Source organism: Chryseobacterium sp. GW821-FHT04C04 (assembly GCF_059420365.1).
On the sequence record NZ_JBWKTO010000001.1, the window covers coordinates 1083927 to 1100672 of the forward strand.

General features: G+C 36.5%; 17 protein-coding genes. 10 read left to right on the forward strand and 7 right to left on the reverse strand.

Annotation, left to right across the window (positions count from 1 at the left end; genetic code table 11):
* Positions 1 to 51: 51 nt before the first annotated feature.
* The 6 genes from AC07UM_RS04840 (at position 52) to AC07UM_RS04865 (ending at position 4928) form a co-directional block, all read left to right on the forward strand.
* Entirely contained in the window at positions 52 to 537 is a 486-nt protein-coding gene (locus tag AC07UM_RS04840) for a hypothetical protein (RefSeq protein ID WP_494684658.1), read from the forward strand.
* A 48-nt stretch (positions 538 to 585) separates the two neighbouring features.
* Positions 586 to 1110 carry a hypothetical protein gene (locus AC07UM_RS04845; RefSeq protein WP_494684659.1) on the forward strand — a complete coding sequence of 175 codons (525 nt, stop codon included), beginning with the start codon at positions 586 to 588 and terminating at the stop codon, positions 1108 to 1110.
* Between the two features lie 237 nt (positions 1111 to 1347).
* Positions 1348 to 2190: a prephenate dehydrogenase gene (locus AC07UM_RS04850; protein WP_494684660.1), complete on the forward strand. Its 843-nt coding sequence runs from the start codon at positions 1348 to 1350 to the stop codon at positions 2188 to 2190.
* Between the two features lie 231 nt (positions 2191 to 2421).
* A complete protein-coding gene (locus AC07UM_RS04855; protein ID WP_494684661.1) occupies positions 2422 to 2694 on the forward strand; it encodes a DUF2089 family protein in 273 nt (90 codons plus the stop codon).
* Positions 2695 to 2705: 11 nt separating this feature from the next.
* Entirely contained in the window at positions 2706 to 3287 is a 582-nt protein-coding gene (locus tag AC07UM_RS04860; RefSeq protein WP_494684662.1) for a YIP1 family protein, read from the forward strand.
* Positions 3288 to 3293: 6 nt separating this feature from the next.
* Positions 3294 to 4928, forward strand: a complete 1635-nt coding sequence (locus AC07UM_RS04865) for a serine hydrolase domain-containing protein (RefSeq protein ID WP_494684663.1) — start codon at positions 3294 to 3296, stop codon at positions 4926 to 4928.
* Positions 4929 to 5008: 80 nt separating this feature from the next.
* On the opposite strand, the gene AC07UM_RS04870 is transcribed toward AC07UM_RS04865, so the two are convergent.
* Positions 5009 to 6427: an L-serine ammonia-lyase gene (locus tag AC07UM_RS04870; protein WP_494684664.1), complete on the reverse strand. Its 1419-nt coding sequence runs from the start codon at positions 6425 to 6427 to the stop codon at positions 5009 to 5011.
* A 178-nt stretch (positions 6428 to 6605) separates the two neighbouring features.
* On the opposite strand from AC07UM_RS04870, the gene AC07UM_RS04875 reads away from it, so the two are divergent.
* Both AC07UM_RS04875 and AC07UM_RS04880 read left to right on the forward strand, forming a co-directional pair.
* Positions 6606 to 7184 (forward strand): Crp/Fnr family transcriptional regulator, encoded by a 579-nt coding sequence (locus AC07UM_RS04875; protein WP_494684665.1) that lies wholly within the window; start codon positions 6606 to 6608, stop codon positions 7182 to 7184.
* Positions 7185 to 7244: 60 nt separating this feature from the next.
* Positions 7245 to 7868, forward strand: coding sequence for an FMN-dependent NADH-azoreductase (locus AC07UM_RS04880; protein WP_494684666.1), 624 nt, complete (start codon positions 7245 to 7247; stop codon positions 7866 to 7868).
* A 217-nt stretch (positions 7869 to 8085) separates the two neighbouring features.
* Here AC07UM_RS04880 and AC07UM_RS04885 read toward each other — a convergent pair whose 3' ends face one another.
* The 6 genes from AC07UM_RS04885 to AC07UM_RS04910 form a co-directional block, all read right to left on the reverse strand.
* Entirely contained in the window at positions 8086 to 9429 is a 1344-nt protein-coding gene (locus AC07UM_RS04885) for an ammonium transporter (protein WP_494684667.1), read from the reverse strand.
* Between the two features lie 97 nt (positions 9430 to 9526).
* Positions 9527 to 10177, reverse strand: coding sequence for an alpha/beta hydrolase (locus AC07UM_RS04890; protein WP_494684668.1), 651 nt, complete (start codon positions 10175 to 10177; stop codon positions 9527 to 9529).
* A 123-nt stretch (positions 10178 to 10300) separates the two neighbouring features.
* Positions 10301 to 10927, reverse strand: coding sequence for a YceI family protein (locus AC07UM_RS04895; protein WP_494684669.1), 627 nt, complete (start codon positions 10925 to 10927; stop codon positions 10301 to 10303).
* A 78-nt stretch (positions 10928 to 11005) separates the two neighbouring features.
* Positions 11006 to 11572 carry a YceI family protein gene (locus AC07UM_RS04900; RefSeq protein WP_103233523.1) on the reverse strand — a complete coding sequence of 189 codons (567 nt, stop codon included), beginning with the start codon at positions 11570 to 11572 and terminating at the stop codon, positions 11006 to 11008.
* Between the two features lie 142 nt (positions 11573 to 11714).
* A complete protein-coding gene (locus tag AC07UM_RS04905) occupies positions 11715 to 12764 on the reverse strand; it encodes a glucokinase (protein ID WP_236850998.1) in 1050 nt (349 codons plus the stop codon).
* A 116-nt stretch (positions 12765 to 12880) separates the two neighbouring features.
* Positions 12881 to 13444 (reverse strand): hypothetical protein, encoded by a 564-nt coding sequence (locus AC07UM_RS04910; RefSeq protein WP_494684670.1) that lies wholly within the window; start codon positions 13442 to 13444, stop codon positions 12881 to 12883.
* Positions 13445 to 13802: 358 nt separating this feature from the next.
* Here AC07UM_RS04910 and AC07UM_RS04915 point away from each other — a divergent pair, with 358 nt between their 5' ends.
* Positions 13803 to 15182 carry a DUF1800 domain-containing protein gene (locus AC07UM_RS04915; RefSeq protein ID WP_494684671.1) on the forward strand — a complete coding sequence of 460 codons (1380 nt, stop codon included), beginning with the start codon at positions 13803 to 13805 and terminating at the stop codon, positions 15180 to 15182.
* Between the two features lie 211 nt (positions 15183 to 15393).
* Positions 15394 to 16578 (forward strand): DUF1501 domain-containing protein, encoded by a 1185-nt coding sequence (locus tag AC07UM_RS04920; protein ID WP_494684672.1) that lies wholly within the window; start codon positions 15394 to 15396, stop codon positions 16576 to 16578.
* Positions 16579 to 16746 lie beyond the last annotated feature (168 nt).

Here is a 16746-nt window from a genome sequence, read left to right on the forward strand (position 1 = left end):
GTTGTCTGTAAAGAAAAAACGGGTATATTTATAGCTTCAATTTTTTGGGACATGCTGATTAACAGTGAAAATGGAGTTATAGAACTGGAAGTCTTTACTACCCGGCTTTATAAAGGAATGAAATTTGATCAGCTGAAGCAAACTGATTTTCATAAAGAAAAGTATCATCATATGTGGGATGCAAAAACCGGGTATTTTTGGTATTATTTTAAGAGCATAGAAGTACAAGGATACCAGGTATCTTTCAGTCTGTGCTTTTTCGAAGATCAGCTGGACATCATTCATATGAACACATGGGAAAATGGTGATGCAAAAGACTGGAATGAATGGACAGAGGAAAAAGAAATGAAGGTTTTCTACCGGAATACTACTTTTCTTTCTCAGATTCTGGAAATGTCTCCAACCCAAAAAAAGAAAAACCCTTACCCAAGCTGCACCTTCAAATTTCCCTGGGGAAATGTATGGTCGGTCTACGATCCAAGAAGTGCCAGCAGCCTTATGGGAATCAACTTTAATGAAGAGGAAAAAAACAAATAAAAATAACTTATAACCAAAGAATAAGATTTTAGTATGTGCCGATATTCCATGATGGTTTACAAAGGACATTATGCCTGTTTTAACTGCCAGAAAACTTTCAAACGACGTCATTTAAAAGATGTGGACCGGGATGCTCAGGTCTCCGTAGAAGCCAAATGCCCTGAATGCGGCAATCTGATGGCCAATATGGGGCTCGATTTCAAATCGCCTTCAAAAAATGACGATAAACAATGGGCTCACATCCGGAATCTGTACACAGTCGGAATCACTTTTCATTCCTGTGGCTGCTCCGGACCGGGATATATACCGCAAGACCGAAAAGCTATTATTTGTTATCTTGAAAAAATCCGCGCAGAATATATGCATTCTCTTGTATTCTGGAGATACCGTATAGAGCCTGAAAATAAAAAAGAACGCGAACAGGATTATCAAAAAAGTGGTAGTTATTTGTTGACGGTCAACCGCAATGCTTTTAAAGAAACCGTAACCAATCAGGAGGGAATCAACTACTGGATCAAAAGGATCAATGAAGTAGAGGAAAGGCTTACTATTATCAAAGCGAATACTCAATAGTTAATGCAATACATTTAGTAAGTAACATCCACAGCGCCGATTAATGGTATCTATATATAATTTAGATAAGAAATTTCGTTTCGTTTAAAAAATATTTTTACCTTTGCTAAGTGAATTTTAACAACGGAACATATTATTATAGAATTTTTAACTCAGATCTGGGATAGGGATTCTTATGAATATAATTTAAAACCTCGTCCTAGGACGAGGTTTTTTTATTTAAAAAAATTTAAAAAGATGAAAATAAGTATTATTGGAGTAGGATTAATCGGAGGTTCGATGGCCTTGAAATTAAGGGAGAGAAATATCGCCAGCTTCATTTACGGAATCGATAACAATACACAGCATATCAATGATGCCTTAGACCTCAAGATCATTGATGCTGGAGCAGATCTGGAGCAGGGAATCAAAAATTCGGATCTGATTATCCTTGCTATTCCTGTAGATGCAGCCAGAAAATTACTTCCAGGTGTTTTGGATCTTGTGTCTGACCATCAAACAGTAATGGATGCAGGTTCTACAAAAGCTGGAATTGTAAAAGCCGTAAGAAACCACCCGAAACGATCAAGATTTGTAGCCTTCCACCCGATGTGGGGAACAGAAAACAGTGGTCCGAAATCAGCCATTGCAGAGAGTTTTGCAGGGAAAGCAGGCGTTATATGCAATAAGGAAGAGTCTGCAGAAGACGCGCTGAACATCGTTGAAAAAGTAGTGGATGCTCTTGACATGCATATGATCTACATGAATGCTGAAGATCATGATATCCATACGGCTTACATTTCTCATATTTCCCATATTACCTCATACGCTCTTGCCAATACCGTGTTGGAAAAAGAACGTGAAGAAGAAACCATTTTTCAGCTTGCCAGTTCCGGTTTTTCAAGTACGGTTCGTCTTGCCAAGTCACATCCTGAAATGTGGGTTCCCATTTTTAAGCAGAACAAAGAAAATGTTCTGGATGTTCTGAATGAACATATCACCCAGCTCAGAAAATTCAAATCTGCACTGGAAAAAGAAAACTATGAATATCTTGAAGAACTGATTACCAATGCCAACAGAATCAGGGGAATTTTAAGGTAACAACCTATATACGACACTAAAAGCCCGACAGCTTTTACTTTTATTTTTATTAAGAATCCTTAGGCAATCATGTCTAAGGATTTTATGTTTTTATATCCTACTATTTTCATTCACACTCCTTCCAGCTTCCAGCACTTACTTTTATTCACTTTAATCAATTAAATTTTAATAAAATTAAAAAATATTTTAACTTTATTAAAAAAAGTATTACTTTCGTAAAAAATATAATCCATGAAACTCCCCATAGTCTGTCCAAGCTGCGACAATACGCTTAACGTAAGCCAGATGAAATGCCCTAACTGCAAAACAGAAGTAAGCGGTGATTATGAACTTCCGGTGCTCCTTAAACTGAACCGCGAAGAACAGGATTTTGTTCTCAATTTTTTCCTGTCGAGCGGAAGTATCAAAGAAATGGCTAAACAGGCAGCCCTATCCTATCCTACCATGAGAAATAAAATGGATGACCTCATTACTAAGATCGATCAACTGAAAACCAATTTGTAAAACTCAATCTTATGAACTGGAAAACCATTTTCAATCCGTTTGAAAAATTTGACGAAAAATTACTCCTGTTGGTAGGAGTCTTCACAATAGTAATTTCTATTACAATTGGGTATTGGACGGAAACTACTTATACCAGTATATATAAAATCAATAATGTAGAAAACATTTCTCTTCAAACTACAGCCATTATAACCACGGCAAGTTTTGCTTCTGCAATTATTATTCTTTTTATATTGGGTAAAATATTAAATAATAGAACAAGGCTTATTGATATTGTCAATACCGTTTTACTTTCACAGCTTGTTCTAGCTGTTTTGCAGCCTCTGAACAAGATTCCTTTTATAGAGAACGCGCAAAAAACAATGATAAGCTACACCAGACATCCTACTGAATCAACCCCTATATTTGATATCAGCATTATGATGGCTCTGGCTATGTTCAGTATTCTTGTTTTAATTTACAGCATTGTCATTTATTATAATGGCTTTAAAACCGCTACCAATATCAAAAAATGGCAGCATATTGTTCTTTTTGCTGTAGTATCGCTTGTTACGACTTTAGCCTGCCAGATTATAATGTCTAATTTTATTTAAAATACCATGAAAATCAAATTATTACTCGTGCTGGTCTTTCTGGCACATCTTTGTCACGCCCAAATTGAAGGCATATGGAACGGTGAATTGGATATCCAAAACATGAAACTCCCTATCATTTTCAAAGTTAAAAAAGAAAAAGAAGGATATAGTTCTTTTCTTAACAGTCCGAAACAGAGTGCCCGGGATTTTATCGTTGATAAGACTCAGTTCAGCAACAATGAACTGAATTTTGAGATACAAGAAATAAATGCCAGTTATAAAGGAGTTTATAAAACAGACCATTTTGAAGGAACCTTTGTCCAAAATGGAAAAACGATCCCTTTAAATCTGTTCAGGGATGTTCAGAAAAGTCAGGATGTTCCCTACCTCAATGGAAAGGCCATCAACACAAAGAAAATAGATGATTTTCTGGATTATATGGTTCAGAACAATCAGGGAATAGGCAGTGTCTCCATCTTCAGAAATGGTTCAGAAATCTATCATAGAAATTTTGGCCAGCAGCAGCTGAAAAATATTACGTATGATAAAAATACCCAATACCAGATAGGATCTGTGAGCAAACTCATCACTGCTATCATGCTCTATCAGCTTATAGAAAAAGGAAAATTATCTTTAACTGATAAACTGGAAAAATTCTATCCTGATATTCCCAATTCCAAAAATATTACCCTAAAAAATATGCTCAATCACACCAGCGGACTGGGAGATTATGTAGGAAAATCCATTCATAATAACTGGCTTTTCGAAAAACCTGTAGGTGATAAAGCGATTATTAATGCTATAAAAAAAGAAGGGGTCCTTTTCCAGCCTGGGAAAAAAACACGATACTCCAATTCAGCATATTTTTTATTAAGCAGAATTTTGGAGAAGCTATATAACAAGCCTTATAATGAGATCTTAAAAGAAAACATCCTGGAAAAAGCAAAAATGAACCATACCTTTTCGGTCATTGATAATCCGGAAAATGTTTTTAAATCTTATCACCAAGAAGCAGGAAACTGGACTGAAGTGAAGGATTTCAACTTTCATAACTGCATCGGATTAGGAGATATTGTTTCTACGACGGAAGATCTTAACATCTTCGCCAATGCATTATTTAATGGGCAGTTCATAAAAAAAGAAACATTGACAACGATGATTTCAGATAAGAATGAAAAAACTTTCGGCTCCGGAATTATGAAGATGCCTTTTTATAATATTGAGGCATACGGGCATGGTGGAGATACTGCAGGAACCCATTCAACGGTATCTTATGAACCAACTGATCAGCTTTCTTTTGCGATGAGCATCAATGGTGAAAACTTCCCACACAACAGTATGTTTGTTGCGATTCTGAATTTTATATATGACAGGGATTATTCATATCCTGCCTTTAATAAAATTAAAGCTCCTGTTTCCGAGTTGGAAAAATATCCGGGAGACTATACTTCTAAAGATATTCCTTTAGGATTAAAAATATTTATCAAAAACGAAACCCTGTTTGCTCAGGGAACAGGGCAGCCGGAATTCGCCTTAGAATATGTAGATAAAAATCAGTTTAAGTTTGACCAAGCTGGTTTGAAAATCACTTTCATTCCTGAAAAAGGACAGTTTGAACTTATACAACGAGATAAGAAATATCTGTTTAATAAAAAGTAATATTCAGATCACATCATTCATAAAAAAAATCCTTAGACCTATGATCTAAGGATTTTATATTTTTTAAATAAATTTCTTTGTTAACATTCCGGAACATTTACCGCAATAGCCAGTCCGCCTTCAGAAGTTTCTTTGAAACGGTCACTCATCGCCTGAGCGGTTTCCCACATCGTCTGGATCACCTCATCTAATGTTACTTTTGCCTTAGCAGGATCACTTTCCAATGCAATATTGGCAGCTGTAATTGCTTTCATCGCTCCCATTGTATTTCTTTCAATACATGGAATCTGCACCAGTCCTTTAATCGGGTCACATGTCAATCCAAGGTGATGTTCCATTGCAATTTCTGCCGCCATCAATACCTGTCCTACGCTTCCCCCCAGAATTTCTGTAAGCCCGGCCGCAGCCATGGCGGAAGAAACTCCGATCTCAGCCTGACAGCCTCCCATTGCTGCAGAAATGGTTGCATTTTTCTTGAATAATGTCCCAATTTCTCCTGCAACAAGCAAGAATCTTACAATATCATCTTCATTGGTAAATGGTGTAAACGCCTGAGAATACATCAATACGGCCGGAATTACTCCACTCGCCCCATTGGTAGGTGCGGTAATAATTCTTCCGAAACTTGCATTCTCTTCATTCACGGCCAATGCGAAACAGGCAATCCATTTGTTGATGTTCGTGAAGTTTTCTTCGGCATCAACTACCTGCTGGAACCATTCATCTTTATTTTTATAAATTTTGTCTCCTAACAATTTTCTGTTGATTCCCGCAGCTCTTCGGGTAACATTCAGTCCACCCGGAAGAATTCCTTCTTTATTGACACCTTTGTAGATGCATTCTTTGATCTGCTGCCAGATGTAAAGCGCTTCCCCTCTCGTTTCCTCCTGAGTTCTCCAGCTTTCTTCATTCATGAAAATTAAGTCTGAAATTTTATCAAATCCTAACTTCTCGCAGTATTTCGCAATATCCGAAGCTTTATGACAAGGATACAATGTACGTACACACTGCTTTTGGATAGAGTTTTTTTCCTGGCTGGCGATGAAACCACCTCCTACAGAATAAAAATCCTGCACAAGCTCTGTTCCGTCTTCGAAAACAGCTCTGAAGATCATTCCGTTCGGATGAAAATCAAGGCTCTTTTTCATATTTAAAATCAAGTGATGTCCGTAGACAAATGGAATGATTTTCTCCCCTCCCAGATTAAGGGTTTGAGTATTTTTGATGTAGTCTATTTTCTCGTCAATTTTTGAAGTATTGATTGTCTTAAAATCTTCCCCGTTCAAACCGAGCATTCCTGCAATATCAGTTCCATGCCCGATCCCCGTTTTTGCGAGTGAGCCAAAAAATTCAAGAAAAACCTCTTTAACTTCTTCGATTGATCTTTCTCTTTTTATAATCCTGATAAATGCTGCTGCTGCATTCCAAGGTCCCATCGTGTGCGAACTGGACGGGCCTATTCCTACTTTAATAATTTCAAAAACCGATATTGATTCCATAAATGATTCGTCATTTTCCTCAATAACAAAGATACATGATAAATCCTAATAAAAGCATAGCAAAACCTTAGATTTATTTGGTTTGACAGCCTATAAAATAAGTATTTTTGCAGATGAGCGATTGTATGAGTTTCAATCAGATCTATCACTACATTGTTCTTTTTAATCATTTTTTTACATGGAAACATTAATTAAAAGTATTCTGCAACATGCCCAATTAAGTCCGGAAGAAATAGCTGCCTGTAAAAATTTCTGGACAGAAAGAACATTGGAAAAAGGGGAATATCTATTGAGAAACGGAGAAATATGCCGCTATGACAGCTATATTATTTCGGGAGTTTTAAAAGCGTTTTGCATTAATCAAGAAAATGGAAATGAAGAGATCCTCTTTTTAGCCATTGACCATTGGTGGGCAACAGATATTGCCAGTTTTTCAAAACAAAAACCTTCCATTTATAATATACAGGCCGTAGAAAAAACAAAGCTCTTACAGATCAGCCATCAGTCTTTTCAAAAAATGCTGAAGGAAATTCCATCCCTGGAAAAATACTTCAGAATTATTCTGGAAGGTTATCTTGGAACTCTTGAAAAAAGAGTTGTATTCAATCATATGCTGAAAGCGGAACAAAAGTACTATGATTTTCTGGAAACTTATCCCGACATTTCATCCAGAGTTCCTCAGTATCTGATTGCTTCCTACCTCGGAGTCTCCGCAGAATTTATCAGCAGAATCCGTAAAAAAAATAAATCCTCTTGAACTAGATCAATTTTTCAGGAACAAATAATCAGGAATTTTGCTGTTATAAATTCTTAGCAAATGAAAATATTGATTATTAATGCCAGTGTAAGAAGTGAAAGATCTTACAGCAGAAAACTAACCCAGCTTTTCGTTGAAAACTGGAAGACCAAATATCCTCTCGACATCTTTACCTACAGAGAAGCTGGAACAGACAACATCCCCAACATTGATGAGTCCTGGATCGCAGGAGCGTTCAAAAAACCTACAGATAAGACTGAAGAAAACCAGAAGCCTTTACAGCTCAGTAACCAACTGATACAAGAACTTAAGGAACATGACGTATATGTGATCGGAACTCCCATGTACAACTGGTCTATTCCTTCCGGATTAAAAGCTTATGTTGACCAGGTAATGCGGATCAATGAAACCTGGAAATTCAGATCAGGAGTTCCGGATGGTGATTACGTGGGTCTCCTTGAAAATAAAAAACTCTTTATTCTTTCAACAAGGGGTGATACCGGATACGGAGAAAATGAAAAGAATGGCCATGTCAATTTTCAAACAACTTATCTGAAACATATTTTCGGGATCATGGGGGTGAATGATGTCACCATTCATTCCTTAGATAATGAAGAATTTGGAGGTGATATCTTTGAAGATTCAAAAAATACAATCTTTGAAGCGATTCATTCGATTCAATAAATCATTTTTGATTTAATATATTACTCAGTAGGCTGTCTTAAAAGCCCGATTATTTGGCATTTGTCATTGACTACGTCGAATGTTTGATTTCTGACGAAGGAAGAATCTTATTATTAACCAGACGCATGAGATTCTTCATTACATTTCCTTAACTACGTTCGCAGACCTTCAGTCTGTATTCAGAATGACATTCTTGAGACAGCCTCCTGTTTCTTTCTCAGCTTAAACTTTCCTCATGCTGTGAAAGATCAAGCCCTTTATTTTCAGACTCTTCAGAAACACGTAATGTAATCATAGAGTCTGTAATTTTATACAAAAGCAGTGAACCCAAAAAGGTGAAAGCAGAAACCAAAATTAATGCAGCCATGTGATGAAGAAAAACATCAAAACCTCCGTGAAGCAAACTGGCTTTTTCACCATGGGCAAAAATGGCGGTAAGAATCATTCCCATAATCCCTCCTACTCCATGACAGGCAAAAACATCTAAAGTATCATCGATTTTCTTTAAAGCTTTCCAGTTGACCATCACATTTGAAACTATCGCAGTGATAAATCCTATAAAAAGGCTTTCCTGAATACTTACAAAGCCGCATCCGGGAGTAATAGCTACCAGTCCTACAACAGCACCAATACAAGCTCCCAATGCAGATACACTTCTTCCATTGATCCTATCAAAAAAAATCCAAGTCAGCATCGCTGAAGCAGAGGCAATGGTAGTCGTTCCGAAAGCTGTAGCTGCAGAAGCAGAAGCACTCAATGCCGACCCTGCATTGAATCCGAACCACCCAAACCATAACATTCCAGTTCCCAAAAGAACATAAGGAATATTGGAAGGCTCATGATGTGGATTTTTCCTGTTTCCGACCACCAATGCCCCTGCAAGTGCTGCAAAACCAGCACTCATGTGTACGACCGTACCGCCTGCAAAATCTTTTACTTCAAAATATTTGTTTAAAAGGCCATCAGGATGCCATACCATATGACAAAGCGGTGTATAAATACAAATGCTGAAAAGAACAATGAATAAAAGATAAGAAATAAAACGAACCCTCTCTGCAAAAGATCCGGTAATAATAGCCGGAGTAATAACTGCAAATTTCATCTGAAAAAGGGCAAAAAGGATAAAGGGAATAGTAGGCGCCATCATTTTATGCGGCAGATTTCCTACTCCGCTAAAGAAGGGGTAACTTAATGGGTTTCCAATAATTCCGTAATGCTGTCCATCAATTGTAATTCCCAGAGGTTCTCCAAAAGATAAAGAAAATCCTACGACTACCCAGACAAGAGAAATTACTCCTAAAGCAATAAAGCTTTGCAACATCGTAGAAATCACATTTTTCCGGCCTACCATCCCTCCATAAAAAAAGGATAGCCCCGGCGTCATCAACAGGACAAGTCCCGCAGCGGCCAGAATCCAGGCAACATCTGCCCCCACAATTTTATCTTCGCTTAAAAACTCGCGTGTATCAGGAATATCTGCTGCCGGACTCCAGAATAAACCTCCGAATGCAACAAGTGTAATCACAGAGAATGAAACGATCCATTTTAATCCTATTTTCATAAATTTATATTTAACCCTATCAAATTTAAATATAAATTTTATGAAAACACATTTTTTTTCAATAACACCCCTTTAAAAAACTATTTATAAAACAATATTATTGTTTTTCACAAAATACTTCATTTAATATTTTAGTAACTTCTTTAGATTTGGTCGCAGGAAAAAGATGGGTTCCTCCTTTAACGACATAATCCGGATTGGAATAGCGGATTGGGAAAACAATATCTTTATCTCCTAAGATCTGAATTACATTGGGATTTTCTTCAAACTTCCATTCGGAGACTTTTTCTACAGACCATTTCAGATAATAAGGATCTTTTACTTTAAAATACTGCATAAGCTTTGGATTTTTAGGATCAAAAAGCTTTCGGATAACAGCATATACATTCGCGGCTTTATCATTGAATAAGCCTACAGGCAATATTCTTGGAATTTTGGTTACCTCACCTGTTTTTATGAATCTGGATTTTTCTTTGTCAGATTTTATACTCCCCAGAATCACTACTTTCTCTGCAGGTTTCAGCTGATTGATCTCCTGCACGATAATTCCTCCAAAAGAGTATCCCAGCAAGCAGAACGGCTCTGAGTCGTCTACTTTCTCTGCCATTCTTTTGACATAGGCAACAAAAGGCTCATTTTTTTCCGGAATAAGCCAATCTATAAAAATCAATTCACAATGTTTGGGAAACGTTATTCTTTCAAGAACTTTAAAGTCTGCTCCCAGACCGCTTACGATATAAATTTTCATACTACTAATTTATAAAAAATACAGGAAAATGGGAATGACTGCCACAAATCTTATCAAATACAATCATAAAAAAAGAGCAGCTCATGAGAACTGCTCTTTTCTATATTGGTAGTATTTTCAATCTTATTTTTTCTTCTTCGGAACTCTATTCTCATTATCCAGCATTTCTGTGGTAACTTTGAACTGAATATCCATTTCATTCTTAATGAAATAATCTTTCAATGAAGACTGATAGAACACTTTAAAGTCTCTTCTGTTTAGAGAAAACTTCGCAGATTCAATAGATGTTGTAAACTGGGTAACGTATACATTCGCAGGGAAAGAAATCGTCTTTCTTACTCCTTTAAGGGTAAGGTCACCATAGACTGTAGAATTGTATTCACTGTTTGCTAAAGGAATAATTTTAGTCAAATGGAATTTGGCAATAGGGAATTTTTTTACTTCAAAGAAGTTTGTGCTTTTCAGATCATTAGTAAGCTTGATCTGATCCTCATCGGAAACATCTCCAGCCATCAGACTTCTCATATCTATCACAAACTCTCCGTCTACCAGAACAGTATGATCAAAGTTGAATTTTCCGCTTTTCAGCTTTACTGTTCCTGAGTGGGAAGATGCTTCGGTTTTTACCACCTTATACCCCCACCATCTGATCTCTGATGAAGTCACTTTTGAAACTTTATCAAATTTCTTCTGGGCAGAAACAAATGATATGCCTGCACACACCATAGCAAACAATAGTAATCTTTTCATTCTTTTTTATTTACAATTCAACAAAAATAAAAAAAAGTGTAGAACTTCTACACTTTTAACAATCTTTTTTTGATTAATTTATTGAGCAGTTACTTTTACAAGCATTTCAATATCATCTTTCACAAAAACATCCTGCATTGTAGACTTGTATGCTACATCAAATTTTTGTCTGTCGAAAGAGAATTTGTTTGATACTAAACTTACTACTCCTTTGCTGTAAGAAATCTTAGCAGGGAAAGATACCGGATTTGTTTTTCCTTTTACAGTAAGGTTTCCTGTTACAAGAGAGTTGTATACTTTATCGTTGTTTTTCTTTACTCCTGTAATTTTGAAACTTGCTGTAGGGAATTTTTCAACTTCAAAGAAGTCACCGTTCTTAAGGTGCCCGTTTAGTTTTTGCTGATATTCTCCTGTAAGGTCAGTAGAGCTGATAGAAGTCATATCCAAAACGAAGCTACCGCCTACTAATTGGTTTCCTTTCATCACCATATCTCCAGACTTTACTTTTACAGTACCGTCGTGAGAGCTAGCCTCAGATTTTGCTACTTTGTATCCCCACCAGTGTACATCAGACGCTACTACTTTTTTTGACTGTCCGAAAGCTAGACCACCAGCTAAAACTGCTAATAAAAATATTTTTTTCATTGAATAGAGTTATTTACTTATTTGATAATACAAATGTAGGTATCTTATTCAATAGATTTCATTGATGTATATCAATAAATTTTATTATTTTCATGAATAATATCATCTCATAAAAAAACTCCGAATTTCTTCGGAGTTCTGTTTATTCTTGATAGTAAGCAGTATAAAGCGCTATACCATTTAATGCTGTATGATTTTGCTTGACCAGATAAATGGGAGTACTTCTAAGCATCTCCTCCATTTTATCACTGATCTTGAATTTCTCATAGAATTTAGCCTTATCAATATATTCTCTTATCGTCTGTGGAATATCTCCGGCAATCAGTAATCCTCCGGTAGCTTTAAGCTTTAATGTTAAGTTGTTTGCCTCTCTTGCCAAAAACTCAAGGAAGGTATCTAAAGCAATTTTGCAAATAAGGACATTCTCCTCTACGGCGGCTTTATATAGTTCTTCTACGAAATTCCCTTGTGCAAGACGCTCGCTCAGCCATTCTGGTTCAGGATGTCTCTTTACATCTCTTAAGAATCTATAAATATTGAATAATCCTGACTTGGAAAGTACATTTTCCCAGCTTACAATACCATAGATATTATTTAAGAACTGGTAAAACTCAACTTCTACATTGGTTCTTGGTGAAAATTCTGAGTGACCTCCTTCAGTTGCGAAAGGTCTCAGGTATTTTCCGTCAAAGAAATATCCAGCCTCACCCAGTCCGTTTCCGGGAGCAAGCACTGCTACGTTTCCTCTTTCAAGATGTCCGCTGGTATAGATCGCTTCAAGATCGTTATCTTCAAGAAGAGCCATTCCGTAAGCAGAAGCTTCAAGGTCGTTCAGCATGTCTACTTTTTCAAACCCGAAATCACGGGCATACTCTTCAACATCTAAATTCCATCCCAACCTTACAGGATTACTTTTCCCGTAAAGTACAGGACCTGGCACAGCCATTCCCAGACGTTTTACATTTTGCAGTTGATTATCCTGGATAAACTTCTTTAAAATATCTGAAAAAGCAGCATATTCTTTAGTTGCATAGGTATTTTGTACTTGTATCTCAAGACCTCCGTTTCCGGAAACAAAATATCCTAAGATCGTTATATCTTCACGAAGACTTGCTCCAATGATAGAAACATTATCATTATTACTGTTCTCTACTCCTGGTAAATAAAGTGGAAATTTTGGATTCAGAATCATAACCTCTAATTTTACCAAATATAATAATTGTTTTTGTAAATCCTGCACAGAACAAAAAAACCTTTCCACTTTCGTGAAAAGGTTTTGGTTAATAATTGTTTATATATTAAATCTAACTACTTTCCTAATGGAATATTGTAACCGAATCCTACTCCGATATTCCCCACATTATAGTCCTGACCTGGCAAATCTCCTTTTGTTCCTACAAAAACCTTTTGGTATTGTACGAAGAAATTCCAGTCTCTGTTGTGGTATCCGATCTCCGGCTTGATGTAGAAACCTCCGTTTGCTCTTTCAACATTGGTGTTTGATGCCACTGTTTTATCTCCAACCAGGAAACCATATCCTAAATCTGTTCCGAAATAGAAACCTGTTTGTTTTGGATAAATTCTGATTAAAGCTGCTACAGGAACTACTCCTACATCATTGTTTTTATACCCGTTGTTCTCTTTTCCGAAATAGTGACTATATCCTGTTGCGATACCTAATCCAAATCCTGGTGTAATCAGGTTCTGGTAAGCAACATCTACTCCTACTGCAGCAGAAAGATTATCTGAGGGAACTGCTAAACCAACATTTGCACCTACTTTAATCATATTATTCATTTGAGAACTTTGGGCGCTTGCTATACCTGCTGTTAAAACTCCAGCCAGCAATATTGCTTGTTTAAACATTTTCATAACTCTAATTTTTAAATTTTACTAAACAAGAGGATGTAAAAATCGTGCCAAGCAAGGCTAATTCATTGACTTTAACACTCAAACAACTCATAAAACAATGAATATCAATATCTTATTTTTAACAAAATTTAAATGTTTGTTTAACAAAATTTATCAAAAAATGATATCAAAAAGTGGAATTAAAGAAGAAAGGAAGCAGGAGATGGAAGCTTGAAGTAATATACTATTATACAACTTAATTCTGTTTACCAGAACATAATAACTTCCAGCCTCCAGCCCTCTCTACAATATTAACAATTCTTAACCCGTTATTACTTTTAACCTTTCTCTTGTAAATACATCAAAAAAATAAATTCTCATGGCTGATTCATTATTAAAAAATAAACATCTTCTTTGGCGGGCAGGTTTCGGTCTTGGAGTTAATCAAATTGATGATTTGAAGAATAAGACCATTAAAACGTTGATGAATGAGTTATTTAAAGAGGATAACTTTAATGAGATTACTTATAGCACTCCTGATCCGGATTCTGCTGCAGACTATATGAACAGTACGGCTCCTGCAGAAAAGAAAAAAGAAATGCAGCGAATCAACAGAGAGCAAAATAATGAACTTAACCTCAACTTTCTGGATAAAATCGTTAACAGCAAGGAACAGATGAGGGAAAAGATGGCGTTTTTCTGGCATGGGCATTTTGCCTCAAGAGTGGTAAATCCAAAGTTCAACAAACAGCTTTTAAATACTATCCGGAAAAATGCGCTGGGAAATTTCAAAGATCTGCTTTTTGAGGTAAGCCAGTCGCCAGCCATGCTTAATTTTCTGAATAATCAACAGAATAAAAAAGATCATCCTAATGAGAATTTCGCCCGCGAAGTCATGGAACTTTTTACCATGGGAAGGGGCAACTATACTGAAAAAGATGTGAGAGAGGGCGCCAGAGCCTTTACAGGATGGAGCTATGATAAAGAGGGAAATTTTAAAGAAAGAAAAAACTTCCATGATGAAGGTTCTAAAACTTTTCTAGGAAAAACAGGCAACTTCGATGGGAATGATGTTTTACATATTATTTTGGAACAAAAAACAACGGCACAGTTTATTACTACCAAGATATATAAGTTCTTTGTCAACGAAAAGATCGATCAGGATATCGTTAATAAGCTCAGTGTGAACTTTTACAATTCCGGATATGACATAAAAAAGCTGATGACTGAAATATTTTCGAGCACATGGTTTTATGATCAAAAAAATATAGGTAACCGGATAAAATCTCCTGTAGAGCTAATGGCAGGTATCATGCGGATACTTCCTATGCAGATTCAAAATCCTGAAAACCTCATCGTTTATCAGAAATTATTGGGACAGATGCTTCTTTATCCTCCTAATGTTTCAGGATGGCCCAACGGAAAATCGTGGATCGACAGCTCAACTCTTATGCTGAGACTTCAGGTGCCACAGATCTGGTCCGGTCTCCGGCCTTTGGAATACAGCCCGCGACAGGATGATGACATAGATATGGGAATGAAATCCCGGGAAACAGCTTTAAACAAAAGCTTTAAAAATCCCAATATCACGATCGACTGGGGCCGTATTGAAAAGCTTTTCGCCAATAAAAACTGTGAAGATTATCTTCTTCAAAATATCCAGAGCCTCGATATGAACTCTGTAAAGAATTTTTCTGATAAGAGTATAAAAATGAATGTCATTAATCTGATGTCTACTCCGGAATACCAGTTAATGTAGGTTGCAGGATTTAGGTTGCAGACAACAGGTAATAGCGGTCGCTGTATAGCTTTGCAACTATTTATCTATTTATTTATTATTTGCTGCTATAAAATTTTTATAAAAACAAACAGTAGTATATAGACAAGTCCTGCAACCCGCAACCTATCACCTATCACCTATCACCTATCACCTATCACCTATCAACCACCTTTACCCTAAAAACAAAATTATGTTAATCAAAAGAAGAGAATTCCTAAAAATAAGTTCACTGGCTACCGCTTCTATGCTGATGCCTAATTTCTTAAAAGCGATGACCTTTGATGAGGCCCTGAATCCTAATCAGAATATTCTGGTAGTGCTTCAGTTTACGGGAGGAAATGATGGGTTGAATACCATTGTTCCAATCAAAAATGACATTTATTTCAGGGAAAGGAAAACGCTGGCCATTCAGGATTCAATGGCATTGACTGATGAAGCCGGGATCAATCCTTCTCTCTCTTATTTTAAAGAGCTTTTTGATAATGGGGAACTTTCTGTGATGAATAATGTAGGGTATCCCAATCCGGACAAGTCGCATTTCCGCAGCATGGATATCTGGCAGTCGGCAAGTAGAAGTGATCAGTTTTTGGAAACAGGCTGGCTTGGCCGTTTTCTGGATGAAGAATGCTACCGATGTGACCATCCTACCCAGGCATTAGAAGTGGATGATATGCTGAGTTTAGCCTTAAAAGGAGATCACAATAAAGCTTTCGCCTTTAAAGATCCTAAAAGACTTTATCAGACCAGTCAGGAAAAATATTTTAAGTCTCTCTATGACCATCACCACGATGATGAAACGGTGTCTTATCTTTATCAGACTTTAGGTTCCACGATCAATAATGCCGATTATATTTTTGAAAAAAGCAAAGCCAAAAAAACGGAACAGACCTATCCTAATTCTCAGTTAGGAAAAGACTTTAAAACGGTAGCTTCTTTAATAAAATCAGATATCAATACCCAAGTCTATTATCTTTCGATAGGAAGTTTTGATACCCATGTCAATCAAAATGAAAGGCAGAAAAAGTTATTTGATGATATCAATGAAGCGGTAAAATCATTTGTAGCCGATATGAAAAGTAATGGACTGTTTAAAAATATCCTGCTGATGACATTTTCAGAATTCGGACGCCGTGTTGCCCAGAATGCCAGCAATGGAACGGATCACGGAACGGCCAACCAAATGTTCTTTATCGGCGGAAATCTTAAAAAGAAAGGCCTTTTGAACGCGCTCCCGGATTTGCAAAATCTCAATGAAGGAGATCTTATTTACAAGGAAGATTTCAGAAAGGTGTATGCTACGATCCTGAAAAACTGGCTTAAAGCGGATTCTTCCAAAGTATTAGGCTGGAAAGATGGAATTTATGATTTTGTGTAGAAAAACCCGTAAATCAGTCAAAGTTTATTGAACACTTAAGTTGTTTTAAGACACTGCTAAATGCTTAAGAAGTACACTTGAGCTTTTGAAAATCTTTGATTTTCAAGTGATAATAAAGATTACAATTCTGACCAATAGCCCCAACTAGAGACGCAAGAATTCCCCTCC